The organism is Mycobacterium paraffinicum (assembly GCF_025822865.1).
Taxonomy (GTDB): Bacteria; Actinomycetota; Actinomycetes; order Mycobacteriales; family Mycobacteriaceae; genus Mycobacterium; species Mycobacterium paraffinicum.
This window is the reverse complement of record NZ_JACKUR010000013.1, coordinates 41,435-59,399: the sequence shown is the minus strand read 5'-3', so window position 1 is coordinate 59,399 and position 17,965 is coordinate 41,435. Positions and strand designations below refer to the sequence as shown.

Here is a 17,965-nt window from a genome sequence, read left to right as displayed (position 1 = left end):
GTGGCTCCGTTGGCTGTCGATCCCGAGGCGATGTTCGCTGCGGGCAGCGCGGTGCAGGCCGCCGGCGATGGGTTGGCCGCAAACCTCTCGGTGCTGTCGGCCGGCTTTTCGGCTCACACCGGTGTTGACCGAGCCGGCGAGGTATTCGGCTTGGCGTATCAGGAGAAAGCCGAGTCGGTGCTGAAGGCGGCCGCGGCCGCCGTCAACGCCTGCCGGAAATGCGGCGCTCTCATCCAGCAAGGCGCGTCGAACTACTCCAACGTCGAGGCGGCTTCGACGCTGGGCGGCGGAAGCGGAGCTTTGAAGGCACCGTCCCCGCCTGCCGAGCTTGCCGCGCCGGCGCCGCCTGGGACGTGGGGTCCCGGCCGGCCGCCCCCACCGCTGTGGTCGCTCGTGCAATCGTTTGTCCTCGAGGCATGGCCCGATGGCGATGTGGCGGGTCTGCATGCGACTGCGTCTCGTTGGCGCGCCTTCGGTGCGGCAGCCAACGGTGTGCAGGGAACTCTCAACGCATCGAAGACGCTGTTCGACAGCCAACACATCCCTGAAGGCGAGAAGATCGACAACGCATTGAGCGAAATCGGCTCGTCGGCAGCGATTATCGGCGAGCTGTGCCGCGCACTGGCCGACACCATCGAGACATTCGCGAACAGAGTCGAACACGCCCAGACCGCGATCCGGGATCTGTTGCGTCGGATCGAGTCCCTCGGCGACCTCGGTCATGACGTCATGCTCATCATCGACGGTGACGCGTGGGATGAGATCAAACAGATCGTCAAGGACATCAATGCCGTGCTGCAGCACCTTGGGCAGGAAGCCAGGGCGTGCGAGCAGGCGATCAAGTTCCTCATGGAAGCGGCCGATCGCGAGGTCGTCACATGCGAGAGGTACGCGCGCCGCGGCCTTGTCCAATTCCTGGGAGAGGATGTCGGTAACCCCGTCGCCACCGTCGCTGACACGTGGATCAATGGCTATACCGGTGTCCTCAAAGGTGCGGTCGGCATGGGGCTGGGCCTCGTCGACCTGAGCCCGCACTGGATCGCTGCCGACCCCGAGGGTGCGGCCGCCACCTGGACGGGCGTAGTGAAAAACGCCTGGAAGGAGAGTTTGATCAATGCCGCGGTCAATCCCAAAGAATTTTCGGATGCGAGGCTGCAGGAGCTGAAAGGCCTTGTGCACGCTAAGGATTGGACTACGGCTCGGCCGGGATTGGGCGCCGGTGAAGTCCTCTTCGACGGCGTCACGCTGATCGCCCCGGGTCTCGGTGAGGCAGGTGCGGCGGCCGATGGTGCGGGCGCTGCCGCACGTGGCGCAGAGGAAGAGGCGGAGGCCGCGGGTGGGGCTGCTGGGCGTGCCGGTGGGGAGGGCGCGGCGGGAGCGCGCGGCGCGCTGACCGACACCACCAAGGCCGGCGCCGACGTGACAAAGAACCTCGAAGGCGTTACGGGTGACTTGCCGGAAATCAAACCGCCCGCTGGCGGTACTCCTGTCGGTCTACCGTCCGGCAAGCCACTTGAGGCGCCCGTCGAGGCGACACCACACCCGCCCGATGCTGCACCGAGTGCGCCGCAAGGCCCGAGCGCTCCCTTCGGGCAAGCGCCGCCGGAGGCTTCTGGGCCCGGGGCCGGGGGCCGTCCGCATGAGCTAGGGCCCACGCCGGCAGCGGGTTTCCCGCATGATCCGACGGGGGCTCCGGCAGCGCCATGTGGTCCGCACGATGCGGCTTTGGCGCCGAGGGAGGCTCCGGCGAAAGCTCCGGCCGTTGCAGCGGGCGTCGGCCCGCACGAACCTCTCCCGGCCCCGGTAGGGGGCTCCCACGAGCCGGTGCACTTGGGTGGTCCGCATGAGCCCGCGGAGTCGGTGGAGCGTCCACTCGAATCTTCGCCCGGGGGTAGTCCGCGTGAACCGGAGTCACCGCCGGGCGCGGATCAGCATGAGCCCGCGTCGGTGCCTGCAGACGGCCCGCATGACCCGGCAGCGAAACCGGCAGAGGCTCCACACGAGCCCTCCTCGGCGCCAGCGGAGCGCCCGCACGAACCGATGTCAGCGCCCCCCGGCGGTACGACTCTCGCCTCTGTGCCCGCCGCGATGGAGGAACGGGCATCGTCATCAATTCCACAACTGGCCGAGCATCCCCCCGGTCGTACGCCAGCACCGCCTGGCGGATCGTCCGTCGAGCCAGCGTTCGCTGCTTCACACTCACCGCAACCTGCTTCCGCGGCTCAGCCGCCGCCCCATTCGCCGCCACTGGGCGGTCGTCCCGCCGAAGCACCGGCGCTAGGTCACAGGCCCCATTTGCCCGGTGACAGCGGTCCTCCCGGCGGTCGGAAGAACCCAGCAGCCGATGGTTTGCCAAAGCTCGGCGATGGAGAGCCGCATGGCAGCGGTCCGGAACCTAAACCCCGGGAGGGAGGCGACGCACTTCACCAACCTCCCGAAAATGGGCCGAATCATAATGACCCCGCTGCCGACCGGAACGATCCGAGCTCTACCGTCGGCATGACGCTGGATGATGCTGCAGCAATGACTGATTACACTGGATCGGGGTATCTAGACCTAAACGACGCGTTAAGGAGTAATGCGGTGGATGCGTCTCAACAAGCTCGTGTTGAAGCCATTAGAAATGCTCTTCAGAAACTCCCTCCGTATCGTGGCACCGTCGTTCGTGGCACTGATCTTCCGTCAGAGGTTCTCGCACAATATCGACCGGGTGAAATCATCACAGAAAAGGCTTTCTTGAGCACTACAACAAATCCTGCAGTGGCACGCTCCACAGCATTTAGTGGGAACGTCGAGTTCAGGATCTTCTCCCACACGGGGAGAGACGTCTCATCCCTCTCGCTGTTCCCAGGCGAGCGCGAGATATTGTTTCCGGCTGGTACGCGATTCTTTGTTGCGGGTAGGACACTAGATCCTCTGACAGGGAAAACAATTATTGAGATGATCGAACGCTAGGCCACATCCGATTTGACGAAGAAAGAGGCAGGAGCATTCACAAATGAGTAGAGAGATAGCTGGAAAGATTTTTTCCACCCCTGAGGAAGCGGGCGTGACGCCGCCGACGGAAGAAGAATTGGCGGAGGCACGCAAGATGTTCGATGAGTTTCAAGCGAAGGTCGACGCGGTAGCTCCGGAGGACCGAGTGACAGATGTCTCACCGAAGTTCTGGAATGACACTTCGGGTACCGAGTACGACCCTCGCAGGAAAGACAGTTAGTGTGCGGAATGCGGCGCTCGCGGGCGGCATCCGTACAAGTAAATAGCTCGTTGCCTAGCTGCGAGCGGTGCAGCCCCACGAATTAAGCGCTACTGCTCGCCCCGGTCCAGCAATCCCGACGATCCCAGCACCCGCTCCACCCGCACCTCGATAACCACTCGCCGCGGGTTGGGGCGGGGGGTGCGGTACCGCTGGGCGTACCGCAGTTCGGCATCGCGGACGGCATCGCCATCGCTGTTCACCTTGGACCGGCCCTCCAGCGACAGCCACCGCGCGCCGTCGACCTGACTGAGCACCGCCACCCCGCCACGGTCGGCATTCACCGCCTTCTGCGAGCCGCCCGTGGTGATGACCCGCGCGATGTGCGTCTTGGGGTCGAAGGTGAAACCCACCGCCACCACATGGGGCGAATTGTCGGCTCGCAACGTGGTCAGCATGGCCAGATGCCGTTCGGACAGGAACGCCAGCGCATCGTCGGTGAGCCGGGTAGTGGTATTCGCCATCACCGCTCACGCTAGCGCAGGCGATAATCGCAGCCGTGGACGACACGGGCGCAGGACCAGTACTAATCCTGGGCGGACGCAGCGAGATCGGCATCGAGCTGGCGCGGCTCCTGGCGCCCGGGGCGACAGTGGTGCTGGCTGCCCGCAAGGCCGATCAACTCGACGAGCAGATCGCTGCGCTCAAAGCCGCCGGCGCGACGGCGGTGCGCACCGTGGAGTTCGACGCCGACGACTTGGGCTCGCACGGCCCGCTGGTCGCCTCCGTCGTTGCCGATCACGGCCCCATCGCCACGGCCGTGCTGGCGTTCGGAATCCTCGGCGACCAGTCCCGCGCCGAGACGGACGCCGCCCACGCGGTGGCCATCGTGCACACCGATTACGTTGCCCAGGTCAGCATGCTCACCCACCTGGCCACCGCGATGCGCACGGCCGACAAAGGCCAACTCGTGGTGTTCTCCTCCATCGCCGGCGCGCGCGTGCGTCGGGCCAACTACGTCTACGGCTCGGCCAAGGCCGGCCTGGACGGCTTCGCCAGCGGTTTGGCCGACGCCCTGCATGGCACCGGGGTCAAACTGCTGATCGCCCGTCCGGGCTTCGTGATCGGACGCATGACGGAGGGGATGACGCCCGCCCCGCTGTCCAGCACCCCCGCGCAGGTGGCCAAGGCCACCGCGCGAGCGCTGGCGAAGGGCCGGCGCACCGTGTGGATCCCCTGGGCGCTGGGACCCGCCTCCGCCGTGATGCGGGTGCTGCCGCAATCCATCTGGCGCAGGATGCCGCGATGATCCGCGCCGGTGACGATGCAGTGGGGGTACCGCCCGCTTGCGGGGGCCGAAGCGATGAGGTGGGGGCACCTACCGCCCGTGGGGGAGAACGGCGCTTATGATCATCGTGGTCGGCATCGGAGCCGACGGCATGGCTGGGCTCGCGGAAACGTCACGTCGTGAATTACGCAGAGCCACAGTGATTTACGGATCCGAGAGGCAACTCGACCTGCTCGACGACACCGTTGCCGCGCCGCGCCGGCAGTGGCCCTCCCCGATGTTGCCCGCCCTGCAGGCCCTGCGAGACCGCCACGCCGAAGACATCCACGTGGTGGCCAGCGGCGACCCGCTCCTGCACGGCATCGGGGGCACGCTGATGCGGCTCTATGGCCCAGACCAAATCAGGGTATTGCCCCATGTGTCCTCGGTGACGCTGGCCTGCGCGCGGATGGGCTGGAATCTCCACGACACGGAGGTGATCAGTTTGGTCACCGCGCCGCCGCACACCGCGGTTCGCCGCGGCGGCCAAGCCATCGTGCTGTCGAAAAGCGCAGCCACACCGAAAGAACTCGCCGCTCTCCTGCACGCACATGGCCGCGGCGACTCCGAGCTCACCGTTCTGGAAAACCTCGGCGGCCCAACCGAACACCGCCGGGACGGCACCGCACGCCACTGGGCAGACAACGCGCCGGCGGACTTCGACGACCTCAACGTCGTCGCCATCCGTTACCTGCCCGATGAACGCCTGTCGCCGCTGCCCGACGACGCGTTCGTCCACGACGGGCAGATCACCAAGCACGGAATCCGCGCGGTGACGCTCGCGGCGCTGGCCCCACGTCCGGGCGAGCGGCTCTGGGACGTCGGCGCGGGCTCGGGCAGCATCGGCGTCGAGTGGTGTTTGAGTTGGAGCGGTTGCAGCGCGGTCGCATTCGAACGTGATGAACAGCGCCGGCGCAACATCGGTTACAACGCAGCGGCTTTCGGCGTCGGCATCGAAGTCCGTGGCGACGCCCCGGAAGCCTTTGCCGGGCTCGAGCCGCCGGCGGCCATCTTCATCGGCGGTGGCCTCACCCAGCCCGGCCTGCTGGACGCGTGCCTCGACCACTTGCGCACCGGTGGCCGTCTCGTTGTCAACGCGGTGACCGCGGAATCCGAAGCGGCCCTGGCGCAGTCACATTCGCGTCTGGGGGGTCAGCTGCGGCGCTTCCAGCACTATCAGGGCGAGCCGCTCGGGGGCTTCACCGGATGGCGCCCGCAGATGCCGGTCACCCAGTGGGTGGTGACGACATGACGGTGTACTTCATCGGTGCGGGTCCGGGCGCCGCCGACCTGATCACCGTCCGCGGCCAGCGGCTCCTCGAGCGATGCCCGGTGTGCCTGTACGCGGGTTCGATCATGCCCGACGATCTGTTGGCCCTGTGCCCACCCGGGGCGAAAGTCATTGACACCGGCCCGCTCACGCTGGAGCAGATCATCACCGAAATGGCCGACGCCCACACCGCCGGCCACGACGTGGCGCGGCTGCATTCCGGTGACCCGTCGCTCTACAGCGCCCTGGCCGAGCAATGCCGCAGGCTCGACGCGCTGGGCATCGACTACGACATCGTGCCCGGCGTACCGGCGTTCGCCGCGGCGGCGGCCGCGCTCAAGCGCGAGCTCACCGTTCCCGGCGTCGCGCAGACCGTAACCCTGAGCCGGGTCGCCACCCTGTCGACCGCCATGCCGCCCGGTGAAGACCTGACCGCGCTCGCCCAATCCGGCGCCACACTGGTCCTGCATCTGGCAGCAGCCCAGATCGACGCCATCGTCCCGCAACTCCTCGAAGGCGGCTACCGACCCGAAACACCCGCTGCCGTCGTGGCTTTCGCCAGCTGGCCGCAACAAGTCGTGTTGCGCGGCACGCTTGCCGACATTGCAGAGCAGATGCACCAGGGCGACATCACCAAGACCGCCGTGATCATCGTCGGCGACGTGCTGGCCGCCGGCGGATTCACCGACAGCTACCTGTATTCGTCCGGGCGGGCGCGGGGGAGCGGGCACTGATGCGCGTGCTGTTGCTCGGCGGCACCGCCGAAGGGCGCGCGCTGGCGAAGGCCCTACATTCGCGCATCGACATCGTCAGTTCCCTGGCGGGCCGCGTGCCCGACCCCGCGCTGCCGGTCGGCCCGGTCCGCGTCGGCGGCTTCGGCGGCGTCGACGGGCTCCGGCGCTGGCTGCTCGACGAACGCATCGGCGCCGTCATCGATGCGACCCACCCGTTCGCGGCCACCATGACAGCACACGCCGCCCAAGCCTGCGCTGAGCTGCAGATCCCGCATCTGGTGCTGGCCCGCCCGGCGTGGGATCCCGGCGACGCGATCGTCGTCGAATCGGATACCAAAGCGGCGGAAGCCGTTGCAAGGCATGACTTCTCGCGGGTGTTCCTCACCACCGGACGCTCAGGGACGAGGGCCTTCGCGGGCAGCGACTCATGGTTCCTGATCCGCGCTGTCACCGAACCCGACCCCGCGGCGCTGCCGCGCCGCCACCAGTTGGTGCTCTCCCGCGGCCCGTATCGCTACGACGGCGAGCTCGCGCTGATGCGGGAACACCGCATCGACGCCCTGGTCACCAAGAACAGCGGCGGGCAGATGACGCGGGCGAAGCTGGATGCGGCCGCGGCACTGGGCATTCCGGTGGTGATGGTGGCGCGCCCGCCGCTACCGGCCGGGGTGGCGGCGGTGGGTAGCGTCGAACAGGCCGCCCAATGGGTAACAGGGCTGGGCTAACCGGTCAGGTCGTCGCGCTCGGCGTCGGCGGCCAGCAGCGCGTCACGGGCGCGTGCGACCCGGGACCGGATGGTGCCCACCGGGCATCCGCACACCGCCGCGGCGTCGGCGTAGGGCAGCCCGAGCAATTGGGTGAGCAACAGGGCTTCCCGTTGCTCAGGGGTGAGGCTCGCGATCATCGTCGTCACCTCGACCAGGTCTTCGAACCCCCGGGCGTGGCGGTCGCCGCGCAGAACGTGCTCCGGGTCGGCGCCGAGGGCGGCGCGCGGCCGCGACTGCACGTGGCGGATGTGGTCGGCCACGACGCGGCGCGCAATGGAAAGCAGCCAGGTCCGGGCGCTCGAGCGCCCGGAGAACCGTTCGATGGCGCCGATCGCGCGCAGGAACGTTTCCTGGGTGAGGTCGTCGGCGCTGCCCGCGTCCGACAGATATGTGACAAATCGCCACACGTCTTGCTGGGTGGCTTTGATGAAACTCTCTAGCGCCCGGTCATTCCCACGCGCGGCGGCCAACGCGAGCTCGGTAACGGCCTCGTCATCGCTTGGCGCGATCATGGCGAACCACCTTTGTTTCGCGGGCTGACTGAGTCTACGACGGCCTGTCGTAGAGGCTGCGGTGGGGTCGAGGGCCGCCCGGTTGATGGGCCAGAGATGACCGCGTCGCCGGGCAACCGGGGAGTCCGCCGACCAGGCGGCGTCGTCCGCCACGTCGGTCGCGCCGGCTCGGTCTGATCGGACCCGTTCCCGCGCCACCAGCAGCGCGAACGCGAGGCCTAACAGCAAGGGCATGTGGCTGGCGATCCGCGTTGCCGTGACGTCGCCCGCGAAGGCGTCGACGATCACGTATCCCAACAGTGCGACCGAGTAAACGCCCGTAATCGCCGCCACCCCAATCGCGGTGACGGGCCAGACACCGGCGGCGACCATCGCCAGGCCCAGGGCCAGCAACCAGGCGGTGGACTCGTGCATCAAGTGCTCACCGGACATCGCGCCGTGCATGTGGCTCGACACCATCCCGAAATCGATGCCGCTGATCTGGGCGGCGGCGATCGCCACCTGGAACACACCGACAGCGATCAGGCCCCACCGCCGGTAGTGCGAGCGCAGCCAGCGCATCCGGCGCTGGTGCCCCGAGGACTCCTCGCCGATGCTCGCCATGATCTTCGCGACCAGGTCGGGCCCGTCGCCCGGCTCGACCGTGGCCAGCCGGCAAGTCTGGGCCGCGGCGCCGATGAGCCAGGAGCGGCAACGTCGGCACGATTCGAGATGGGCGTCGACCTGCTGCGCGAGCACCTGGGGACGTTCGCCGTCCAGTCGAGCCGAAAGCGCCTCACGCGCCGCGTCACACCGCATCCCTGCATCGTTGCGCATGCCCGGTCCGGGCGCAAAGAACAGGGAAATCAAACGGCGGGAACTAAACCGTCCGGCGAACCGACCACTGAACGTCAACAGCCCCGACATTCACCGAAGAGGTATTCGTGTTCGTGCCCGAAGGCCACCGACGATGACCGCCCCGATCTGGATCGCTTTCCCGCCTGAGGTGCACTCAACCTTGCTCAGCAGCGGCCCCGGGCCCGGGTCATTGCTCGCCGCCGCCGCGACGTGGTCGGAGATGGGCACTCAATACGCCGAGGCGGCAGACGAACTCACCGGCTTACTGGGCGCCGTGCAGGGCGGTGCATGGCAGGGCCCCAGCGCCGAACAATACGTCGCGGCCCACGCCCCGTATCTGGGCTGGCTGCTTGAAAGCTCGGCCAAGAGCGCGACCGCGGCCGCGCTGCACGAGACGGCGGCCGGCGCTTACACCGCGGCCCTGGCCGCCATGCCGACGATGCCCGAGCTCACCGCTAACCATGCGACCCACGCGGCGTTAGTGGCGACGAATTTCTTCGGCATCAACACCATCCCCATCGCCGTGAACGAAGCCGACTATGCGCGCATGTGGGTGCAAGCCGCCGCGACCATGACCACCTACCAAGCCGTCGGTGAATCCGCTCTCGCGGCGGTTCCCGCCACCGCGCCGGCGCCGGCGATCGTCACCCCGGGTGGGGAGGCGAGCGTCGCGACCCTGCAGGCGGCCGACACCCAGCAGCAGGCGACGCAGACCTATCCGTCATGGCAGGACCAGCTCACGGCATGGCTGCAGCAGTACACCAAGAATTTCGCCTGGCCGGTGTCCAAAGACCTCAATCCCGGTGGCTGGCCGTTCCCGCCGGTGCCGTTCGTCAACGGTCTCGCGTCCTTCTTCGGCCAATTGGGCCTGTCACCGGCCCTCTCCAGCGCGCTCGGCTGGGCGATTTTCCACACGCTGATGATCTTCTGGCCCTTCATGCAGGCCGCGATCCAGATGGCCGTGGTGCTGGCTCCGATGGTCGTTTCCGTCCTGGGCGCCGCCGCGGCAGGGGGAGCGGCGGCGGCGGTCACCGCGGTCAGCATCGCGGCCCCGCTCTCGGTCGCCCCGGCACTGCCCGCGGCCGCGCCGGCACCGGCGCCGATGGCGTCCGCGCCGAGTCCGACCATCAGCACCGCGCCGGCAAGCGTGAGCAACGCCCCGACGATGTCCAGCGCGCCCGCACCGACGGTGGCCTCGCCGGCCGGCGCCGGACCGGTCGGCGGCGGGCCGGGCGCCGGTTTCAGTCCCACGGCCACGGACGGCATCGGCGCGGGCATGTCCGACGCCCTGTACGCGGTGGGACTCTCGGGGCTGGCCGCGCGCGGCAGCGCGAGCGGGCGGGCACGCCGCAAGTCCGAGGAGCCGGCGCCCGACGACGTCGACGCGCCCGCCGCGGCCGTGTCGGCGGCAGCCGCCAAGAAGAAGGCCCGGGCCCGTCGGCGGCGCGCCGGGACGGCCACGGACCGCGCGTACCGCTACGAGTTCATGGACCTCGACGAGGACCCGGGCGTGGGTGGGGAGGACATGGACACCGTGCGTGACTCGGGTCAGGGCGGGGGGCCGCTCGGATTCGCCGGGGCCGCAGCGAAATCCGGTATCAACCAGCCCGCCGGGTTGGCGACGCTGACTCGCGACGGGTTGAGCGACGGACCCACCGTACCGATGATGCCCAGCAGCTGGGGCAGCGACGATTAACCGACCGGGTAACGCCGCGGTGTGAACACCCGGTCGCCGGAATCGCCCGCGTGCCACTGGGTTTGCGAGGAACCGACGATCAGCAGGCAGCGCATGTCCACCTCGCCGGGGTCGAGATCGGCCAGCCGCACCACGCGGACGTCCTCGTCGGGCCCAGAAACACTGCGGCCGATCACTACCGGCGTCCCGGGCTCGCGATGTTCCAGCAGCAGGTCGCGCATCGCGCCGACCTGCCAGGTTCGCGTCTTGGACGCCGGGTTGTAGATGGCCAGCACCAGATCGGCGGCGGCCGCGGCGGCCAGGCGCTGCGAGATGATTTCCCACGGCTTGAGCCGGTCGGACAGCGAGATCACCGCGTAGTCGTGGCCTAGCGGAGCGCCGACGCGGCTGGCGACGGCCTGGGCGGCCGTCATCGCCGGAATGACCCGGACCCGCACTCCCGGCCACTCTTTGGCCTCTTCCAGCACGGCGGTGGCCATCGCGAAGACTCCGGGATCGCCGGACGACACGACCGCCACGGCCCGCCCTTGCTCGGCCAACGTGCACGCCAGCCGGGCGCGCGCGGGTTCGTCGGTGTTGTCGCTGGGATGCCGCCGCTGGCCGTCGCGCACCGGGACGCGGTCCAGGTAGCCGCCGTAGCCGATCAGGTCGGTGGCGCTGGCCAGCTCGCGCCGGCTCTGTGGCGTCATCCAGTCGCTGTCGCCGGGCCCCAGCCCCACCACCGCGACGGTGCCCGCGTGGGACGACTGCCGTCCGCGGCGCCCGCCCGGCAGCATGGCCAGCGAGAAGTAGGGCACGCCGGCCTCGTCCACGTCGGCGGCGGGCAGGATACGTTGCCCGGCGGTGCTGGCGCGCTCGACGTAATAGGCGTCGGCAAGTTGTCCGGAAGCCGAAAGTGCTTCCCGCACAGCATGATACGAACGGCCCAGCTTCAGCACCACGGCGGCGTCGGCGTCGGCCAGGCGACGGGTCAGCTCGGCGACCGGCAGGGTGCCCGGCAACACGGAGAGAACCTCGTCACCGGCCACCAGCGGCGTCGCGATGGCCGCCGAGGCGGCGCTTACCGACGTCACCCCCGGCACGATGACGGCGTCGAACCGCTGCGTCAGCCGAGTGTGCAAATGCATGTACGAGCTGTAGAACAGCGGGTCGCCCTCGGCGAGTAACGCCACGTTGCGGCCCGCGTCGAGGTGAGCGGCGATGCGGGCGGCGGCTTCGACGTAGAAGTCCTCCAGCGCACCGGCATAGCCGCCGGGGTGGTCGGTCACCTCGGTGGTCACCGGGTAGACCAGGTGCTCCTCGATCTGGCCGGGCCGCAGGTACGGTTCGGCGATGCCGCGCGCGATGCTGCGGCCGTGCCGGGCGCTGTGGTAGGCCACCACATCGGCCTCCCCGATCACCCGGGCCGCCTTGACGGTCACCAGTTCCGGGTCGCCGGGACCCAGCCCGACTCCCCACAGCGTTCCCCGGCCGGTCATTCGCGGTCGCTCGCGATCGCGTTGACGGCGGCGGCGGCCATGGCGCTGCCGCCGCGGCGACCCCGCACCACCAGATAGGACATCCCGCGGGGATGGTCGATGAGCTCCTGCTTGGACTGGGCCGATCCGACGAATCCGACCGGACCGCCCAGCACCCCGGCCGGCGGGGAAACCCCTTCGTCCATCAGCTCGAGCAGCCGGAACAGCGCGGTCGGTGCGTTGCCGATCGCCAGCACCGCGCCGGGCAGCCGGTCGGCCCACAGCTCCACCCCGGCGGCCGATCGAGTGGTGTGCCGGCGCGCCGCCAGTTCGACGGCGCGCGGATCGGCCACCAGCGACACCACCTCGTTGCCGGCCGGCAGCCGCGCACCGGTGATCCCGGCCGCCACCATCGACGAATCGCACAGCACCGGGGCGCCGCCGCGCAGGGCGGCGCCGACGCGCGCGACGACGTCGTCCGTATAGGCGACATGCTCAGCCACATCGACCTGCCCACAGGTGTGGATCAACCGGACCACCACCCGCGCGATGTCGTCCGGGAAGCGGGCGAGGTCGGCTTCGGCCCGAATGGCCGCGAACGACTGGCGATAGATCTCAGCTGCGTCGCGGATGTAGTCGAGCACCCGATTACCGTAGCTGGCGGTATCCGTCGCCAGTCGCCAGCAGCACCTCACCGGTAAGCGGGCTACCGCACGCGCGATCGCAGCCGACGAAGTGGCGATGCACTCCCGCATCCCCGTCCAGCGCCGCGGCCGCGTCTGCCCGCACATCGGCGACCGAATGCGCGCACCCTGGGCTGCCGGTGCAGGCGCTGACGTTCAGCCACGGGGAGTTCTCGTCGAAGACCAGACCCAATGGCGCCAACACCCGCAGCGCGACGTCGGCGACGGCCTCGTCGAGATCGCAGACCAATACCGATCGCCAGGGCGTGATCACCAGCGGGGCCTCGATCGCCGCCAGGTATTCCGCGACGCGCGCGGACAGCACCCCCAGCGGCACCGCGGCGCCGAGCGCCACGCGGCCGTCATCCTGGTTAATCCAGCCCACCGGGGGCCTGGTGACCGCGGGAAAGCGGGCGGCACCGAGCTCGACTCCGGGTAGCAGGTCTTCGATATCGTCCAATTCCTTGATGCGCCAAGCGGTTCCGCGCGTGGTTGCAAACCGGTTGGCAATGGCGACCAGCGTCTCGACCACCTCGCCGGCCGCGAGCCGGACACCCGTGTCGCGACCGGTAAGCAGCAGCGCGCAGCCGTCGGGGAACGCGTGCACGCCGACATCGGCGCACAGGCCCGATACGTCGGCGCGCCCGTCATCGAAGCTGAACCAGAATCGGCCGCCCAGCTCGGTGAGGCCCTGCTCGGCGCAGATGGCCGCGTCCAGCTCGGCCATCCACGGCCGCACGTCGAGCTTCCCGCCGGCGCGGCCAGAGAGCGGCGACGCGACGATATTGCGGACCCGCTCGTGAGTCTCCGAGGGCAGCAGCCCGGCGTGGGCGATCGCCTCGGCGGCCGCCGCCACGTCGGTGATGCCGCGCACCTGGACGTTGCCGCGCGCGGTGAGCTCCAGCGTCGACGAGCCATATGCGCTCGCCACGTGTGCCAGCGCCGCCAGCTGAGCGGCCGTCAGCATGCCGCCGGGCAGCCGGATCCGCGCCAATGCACCGTCGGCCGCCCGGTGCACCTGCAGCGCACCCGGGCAAGCGTCGGCGTCGCGTGTCCTGGCCACCCGTCCACGGTACCGAGGGCACCCCAGTCGGGCGCCGAACGTGCACTCACCGCGCGATGTCGGCGAATTTGTCGCACCCAGCGCACGTTGGGCGCGGCGCTTTCCACCGGCCGAGGGATTGAGGCGGCGCGACCCGGGGCACCCTCGTGTCCGTGCAGACAGTGGAGTACGCCCCAACACGTTTGGCCGATGTCTACGGCGCCTCGACCCAACCCACCGTCCTGCTGTGGCACGGCATGCAGACCGATGCCCGCGCCGCCTTCCGTCCCCTCGCCGGCATGCTCGCCGAGCACGGCGCGGCGGTGGTGGCAGCGGACTGGAATTCGCACGCCGACGACGGCGGCCGCGGGGACCTGCTGCGATCGCTCGACTTCGCCCGTAACTTCGCCGACGCCCCCGGCAACATCGTGCTCGTCGGGTGGTCGATGGGAGGCGCCGCCGCGGCCGCCCTGACGCTGCGCGGCGACGCGCAATTGGCGCACACCGTGTGCCTGGCGGGTGCCTTCATGGTCCCCGACCCGATCTTCGGTCGGCGCGTCGACGCCGAGCTGTCGGCCGGTCGTGTCGGCACGCCGTTCACGTTGCTGCACGGGCTTGCTGATGACGTTGTTCCCGTGACGGCCAGCAGGGAGTTCGCCGAAAGCCTCCAACGGGTCGGCTGGCCGGCCGAGTTGGTGGAGCTGGCGGCCGATCACGGGTCCATCGCCGGCGCCGACTACGACCCGGTCGCCGACCGCTACGAGCCCGGCACGAGCGAAGAGGCGTGGCGGGTGGCCGGAGAGGTCGCCGCCCGGATCGCGGCGACGCTGCGGTACGAATGAGGGGTGGCTGACCCGACCATCCTGCTGCTGTCGACGTCCGACACGGACCTGATCAGCGCCCGGTCCAGCGGCAAGAACTATCGGTGGGCCAACCCCTCACGCCTGGACGAGAGCGAGCTCCCGGAGCTGCTGGCGAATGCGTCGATCGCGGTGGTCCGCATCCTCGGCGGCTACCGCGCCTGGCAGAGCGGCATCGACGCGGTCATCGCCAGCGGCGTGCCCACGGTGCTGGTCAGCGGCGAGCAGGCCGCCGACGCCGAATTGACCGGTCTGTCCACGCTGGCCGCCGGCATCGCGGTGCAGGCGCACATCTACCTGGCGCACGGCGGCGTGGAGAACCTGCGTCAGCTGCACGCCTTCCTGTCCGACACCGTGCTGATGACGGGTTTCGGGTTCAGCCCACCGGTGGTCACGCCGACCTGGGGCGAGCTGGAGCGGCCTGCCTGCGACGCCCAAGGTCCCACGATTGCCGTGCTGTACTACCGCGCGCAGCAGCTGGCCGGCAACACCGGCTATGTCGAGGCGCTGTGCCGGGCCATCGAGGACGCCGGCGGGCGGCCGATGCCGGTCTACTGTGCATCGCTGCGCACCGCCGAACCCGAACTGCTGCAACGGCTGGGCGACGCCGACGCCATGGTGGTCACCGTCCTGGCCGCCGGGGGACTGAAGCCGGCCACGGTGTCCGCGGGCGGCGATGACGACAGCTGGAACGTCGAACACCTTGCGGCCCTGGGTATTCCGATCCTGCAGGGACTCTGCCTGACCAGCTCCCGGGCTCAGTGGAGCGAAAACGACGACGGGCTCAGCCCGCTCGACGTCGCCACCCAGGTGGCGGTGCCCGAGTTCGACGGCCGCATCATCACCGTCCCGTTCTCTTTCAAGGAGATCGACGACGACGGGCTGATCTCCTATGTCGCCGATCCGGAGCGGTGCGCGCGGGTCGCAGGACTGGCGGTCCGGCATGCACAGCTGCGCCACGTCGCCCCGGCCGACAAGCGGGTAGCCCTGGTGTTCTCGGCCTATCCCACCAAGCACGCGCGGATCGGCAACGCGGTCGGCCTGGACACGCCCGCGAGTGCGGTCGCGTTGCTGCGGGCGATGCGTGAGCGCGGATACCAGGTGGGCGAGTTGCCCGGGGTCGATGCCAACGACGGGGACGCCCTGATCCACGCCTTGATCGAGCGTGGCGGACAGGACCCCGACTGGCTCACCGAAGGGCAGTTGGCCGGCAACCCGATACGGCTGTCCGCCAAGGACTATCGCAATTGGTTCGCCACCCTGCCCGCCGAGCTGACCGACGCGGTGACACAGCATTGGGGCCCGCCGCCTGGGGACCTCTTCGTCGATCGCACCCGCGACCCCGACGGTGAAATCGTCATCGCCGCAATGCAAGCGGGCAATCTGGTGCTGATGGTGCAGCCGCCCCGCGGCTTCGGCGAGAACCCGGTGGCGATCTACCACGACCCGGACCTGCCGCCCAGCCACCACTACCTGGCCGCATATCACTGGCTCGACACGGGTTTCGGGTCGCACGCCGTGGTGCACCTGGGTAAGCACGGCAACCTGGAATGGCTGCCCGGAAAGACGCTGGGCATGTCGGCGGCCTGCGGATCCGATGCCGCGTTGGGCGACCTGCCACTGATCTACCCCTTCCTGGTCAACGACCCGGGAGAGGGCACCCAGGCCAAGCGGCGGGCGCACGCGGTGCTCGTCGACCACCTAATCCCGCCGATGGCGCGCGCCGAAACCTACGGCGACATCGCCCGTTTGGAACAGCTGCTCGACGAGCACGCCAACGTTGCCGCGCTGGATCCCGGCAAGTTGCCCGCCATCCGCCAGCAGATCTGGACGCTGATCCGGGCCGCCAAAATGGACCACGATCTCGGGCTGACCGAGCGGCCCCCGGAGGACTCGTTCGACGACATGCTGCTGCATGTCGACGGGTGGCTCTGCGAGATCAAGGACGTTCAGATCCGCGACGGCCTGCACATCCTGGGCCAAAAGCCTTCTGGGGAAGTCGAACTCGACCTCGTGCTGGCGATCCTGCGGGCCCGCCAACTGTTCGGTGGCGAGCAGGCCCTCCCCGGGTTGCGGCAGGCGCTGGGCCTCGCGGAGGACGGCACCGACGAACGTGCGGCGGTCGACCAGGCCGAAGCCGCGGCGCGCGAACTCGTCGCCGCGCTGCAGGCCAGCGGTTGGGATCCCGGAGCCGCCGAACGCATCACCGCGGACACCGAGGTGGCGGCCGTGCTGCGGTTCGCGGCCACCGAGGTGGTGCCCCGGCTCGCCGGAACGGCAGCCGAAATCGAGCAGGTGCTCAACGCGTTGGACGGCCGGTTCATCCCGGCCGGCCCGTCCGGATCGCCGCTGCGCGGCCTGGTCAACGTGCTGCCCACCGGCCGTAACTTCTACTCCGTCGATCCCAAGGCGGTGCCGTCCCGGCTGGCCTGGGAAGCCGGTGTGGCCCTGGCGGATTCGCTGGTGAGTCGCTACCGCGACGACCACGGGCGGTGGCCGCAATCGGTGGGACTGTCGGTGTGGGGCACCTCGGCGATGCGCACCGCCGGTGACGACATCGCCGAAGTGCTTTCGCTGCTCGGTGTCCGACCGGTCTGGGACGATGCGTCGCGTCGAGTCGTCGACCTGACGCCGATCCCACTGGCGGAGCTGGGCCGCCCGCGCATCGACGTGACCGTGCGGATCTCCGGGTTCTTCCGGGACGCCTTCCCGCACGTGGTGACGATGCTCGACGACGCGGTGCGGCTGGTCGCCGGTCTCGACGAGCCCGCCGACGACAACTATGTGCGCGCGCACGCGCAGGCCGACCTGGCCCAGCATGGCGATCAACGCCGCTCCACCACAAGAATTTTCGGCTCCAAGCCGGGCACCTACGGCGCCGGTCTGCTGCAGCTGATCGACAGTCGCAACTGGCGCGACGACGCCGACCTGGCCCAGGTGTACACGGCGTGGGGAGGGTTTGCCTACGGCCGCGACCTGGACGGCCGCGAGGCGGTCGACGACATGAACCGCCAATACCGTCGCATCGCCGTGGCCGCCAAGAACACCGACACCCGCGAACACGACATCGCCGACTCCGACGATTACTTCCAGTACCACGGCGGCATGGTGGCCACGGTCCGGGCGCTGACCGGGCAGGCGCCCGCCGCGTATATCGGCGACAACACCAGACCCGACGCGATCCGTACCCGCACGCTGTCCGAGGAGACCACCCGGGTGTTCCGGGCCCGCGTTGTCAATCCGCGTTGGATGGCGGCGATGCGCCGGCACGGCTACAAGGGCGCGTTCGAAATGGCGGCGACCGTTGACTACCTGTTCGGCTACGACGCCACCGCCGGGGTGATGGCCGACTGGATGTACGAGCAGCTCACCGAGAGCTACGTGCTCGATCCCGAGAATCGGAAGTTCATGGCCGAGTCCAACCCGTGGGCGCTGCACGGCATGGCCGAACGCCTGCTGGAGGCCGCGGGCCGCGGCATGTGGGAACAGCCGCTACCGGAGACCCTCGACGGACTGCGGCAGGCGCTGCTGGAAACCGAGGGCGACCTGGAGGGCTGATCGCCTCCGCTGCTCGCGAACTCGGC

The 17,965-nt window shown here is 69.3% G+C and carries 14 protein-coding genes and 2 pseudogenes; 10 read left to right on the top strand and 6 right to left on the bottom strand.

All coding sequences use genetic code 11. From position 1 onward, the window contains the following. Both H7J89_RS03025 and H7J89_RS03020 read left to right on the top strand, forming a co-directional pair. Complete coding sequence (locus H7J89_RS03025) at positions 1–2,955, top strand: ADP-ribosyltransferase (protein WP_264036370.1); 2,955 nt, start codon at positions 1–3, stop codon at positions 2,953–2,955. Positions 2,956–2,998: 43 nt separating this feature from the next. After that, positions 2,999–3,217, top strand: coding sequence for a hypothetical protein (locus tag H7J89_RS03020; RefSeq protein ID WP_264036368.1), 219 nt, complete (start codon positions 2,999–3,001; stop codon positions 3,215–3,217). 89 nt (positions 3,218–3,306) lie between these two features. Here the strand turns inward: H7J89_RS03020 and H7J89_RS03015 are convergent, their stop codons facing one another. Further along, positions 3,307–3,720, bottom strand: coding sequence for a F420-dependent biliverdin reductase (locus H7J89_RS03015; RefSeq protein ID WP_066949040.1), 414 nt, complete (start codon positions 3,718–3,720; stop codon positions 3,307–3,309). Between the two features lie 35 nt (positions 3,721–3,755). On the opposite strand from H7J89_RS03015, the gene dprE2 reads away from it, so the two are divergent. From dprE2 to H7J89_RS02995, 5 genes and pseudogenes are all read left to right on the top strand, one after another. After that, positions 3,756–4,505 carry a decaprenylphospho-beta-D-erythro-pentofuranosid-2-ulose 2-reductase gene (gene dprE2 / locus H7J89_RS03010; protein ID WP_264036366.1) on the top strand — a complete coding sequence of 250 codons (750 nt, stop codon included), beginning with the start codon at positions 3,756–3,758 and terminating at the stop codon, positions 4,503–4,505. Between the two features lie 2 nt (positions 4,506–4,507). Further along, a pseudogene (locus tag H7J89_RS25860) lies at positions 4,508–4,606 on the top strand (hypothetical protein); the annotation flags it as partial. Next, a complete protein-coding gene (gene cbiE / locus H7J89_RS03005) occupies positions 4,603–5,775 on the top strand; it encodes a precorrin-6y C5,15-methyltransferase (decarboxylating) subunit CbiE (RefSeq protein WP_264036365.1) in 1,173 nt (390 codons plus the stop codon). The pseudogene H7J89_RS25860 and the gene cbiE, both read left to right, overlap by 4 nt. Further along, on the top strand, positions 5,772–6,527 hold the full coding sequence (gene cobM, locus H7J89_RS03000) for a precorrin-4 C(11)-methyltransferase (RefSeq protein ID WP_264036363.1): 756 nt from the start codon (positions 5,772–5,774) through the stop codon (positions 6,525–6,527). Before cbiE ends, cobM begins: the two co-directional genes overlap by 4 nt. After that, positions 6,524–7,252, top strand: a complete 729-nt coding sequence (locus H7J89_RS02995; RefSeq protein WP_264036559.1) for a cobalt-precorrin-6A reductase — start codon at positions 6,524–6,526, stop codon at positions 7,250–7,252. Before cobM ends, H7J89_RS02995 begins: the two co-directional genes overlap by 4 nt. Here the strand turns inward: H7J89_RS02995 and sigC are convergent. Together sigC and H7J89_RS02985 are read right to left on the bottom strand one after the other, a co-directional pair. Continuing rightward, positions 7,249–7,806: an RNA polymerase sigma factor SigC gene (sigC, locus tag H7J89_RS02990; protein WP_231972004.1), complete on the bottom strand. Its 558-nt coding sequence runs from the start codon at positions 7,804–7,806 to the stop codon at positions 7,249–7,251. The two genes, H7J89_RS02995 and sigC, sit on opposite strands and share 4 nt — an antisense overlap. Positions 7,807–7,917: 111 nt before the next feature. Beyond that, positions 7,918–8,604, bottom strand: a pseudogene (locus H7J89_RS02985) (DUF2275 domain-containing protein); the annotation flags it as partial. A 151-nt stretch (positions 8,605–8,755) separates the two neighbouring features. On the opposite strand from H7J89_RS02985, the gene H7J89_RS02980 reads away from it, so the two are divergent. Then, positions 8,756–10,339, top strand: a complete 1,584-nt coding sequence (locus H7J89_RS02980) for a PPE family protein (RefSeq protein WP_264036360.1) — start codon at positions 8,756–8,758, stop codon at positions 10,337–10,339. Here the strand turns inward: H7J89_RS02980 and H7J89_RS02975 are convergent. Genes H7J89_RS02975 through cobG form a run of 3 tightly spaced genes read right to left on the bottom strand, consistent with a single transcriptional unit; the run spans position 10,336 to position 13,542 of the window. Next, entirely contained in the window at positions 10,336–11,817 is a 1,482-nt protein-coding gene (locus tag H7J89_RS02975; RefSeq protein WP_264036358.1) for a precorrin-2 C(20)-methyltransferase, read from the bottom strand. The two genes, H7J89_RS02980 and H7J89_RS02975, sit on opposite strands and share 4 nt — an antisense overlap. Continuing rightward, positions 11,814–12,440 carry a precorrin-8X methylmutase gene (locus tag H7J89_RS02970; RefSeq protein WP_264036356.1) on the bottom strand — a complete coding sequence of 209 codons (627 nt, stop codon included), beginning with the start codon at positions 12,438–12,440 and terminating at the stop codon, positions 11,814–11,816. Before H7J89_RS02970 ends, H7J89_RS02975 begins: the two co-directional genes overlap by 4 nt. A 4-nt stretch (positions 12,441–12,444) precedes the next feature. Further along, complete coding sequence (gene cobG, locus H7J89_RS02965; protein ID WP_264036355.1) at positions 12,445–13,542, bottom strand: precorrin-3B synthase; 1,098 nt, start codon at positions 13,540–13,542, stop codon at positions 12,445–12,447. Between the two features lie 152 nt (positions 13,543–13,694). Here cobG and H7J89_RS02960 point away from each other — a divergent pair, with 152 nt between their 5' ends. Next, positions 13,695–14,363 (top strand): alpha/beta hydrolase, encoded by a 669-nt coding sequence (locus tag H7J89_RS02960; RefSeq protein WP_264036353.1) that lies wholly within the window; start codon positions 13,695–13,697, stop codon positions 14,361–14,363. 3 nt (positions 14,364–14,366) lie between these two features. Next, positions 14,367–17,939 carry a cobaltochelatase subunit CobN gene (gene cobN, locus H7J89_RS02955; RefSeq protein WP_264036352.1) on the top strand — a complete coding sequence of 1,191 codons (3,573 nt, stop codon included), beginning with the start codon at positions 14,367–14,369 and terminating at the stop codon, positions 17,937–17,939. Positions 17,940–17,965 lie beyond the last annotated feature (26 nt).

Excerpts from the sequence above, each read along its gene's own strand:
- H7J89_RS02975 (WP_264036358.1), bottom strand. The coding sequence starts at position 11,817 with ATGACCGGCCGGGGAACGCTGTGGGGAGTCGGGCTGGGTCCCGGCGAC.
- sigC (WP_231972004.1), bottom strand. The coding sequence starts at position 7,806 with ATGATCGCGCCAAGCGATGACGAGGCCGTTACCGAGCTCGCGTTGGCC.
- H7J89_RS02980 (WP_264036360.1), top strand. The coding sequence starts at position 8,756 with ATGACCGCCCCGATCTGGATCGCTTTCCCGCCTGAGGTGCACTCAACC.
- H7J89_RS03020 (WP_264036368.1), top strand. The coding sequence starts at position 2,999 with ATGAGTAGAGAGATAGCTGGAAAGATTTTTTCCACCCCTGAGGAAGCG.
- H7J89_RS03015 (WP_066949040.1), bottom strand. The coding sequence starts at position 3,720 with ATGGCGAATACCACTACCCGGCTCACCGACGATGCGCTGGCGTTCCTG.
- cbiE (WP_264036365.1), top strand. The coding sequence starts at position 4,603 with ATGATCATCGTGGTCGGCATCGGAGCCGACGGCATGGCTGGGCTCGCG.
- cobM (WP_264036363.1), top strand. The coding sequence starts at position 5,772 with ATGACGGTGTACTTCATCGGTGCGGGTCCGGGCGCCGCCGACCTGATC.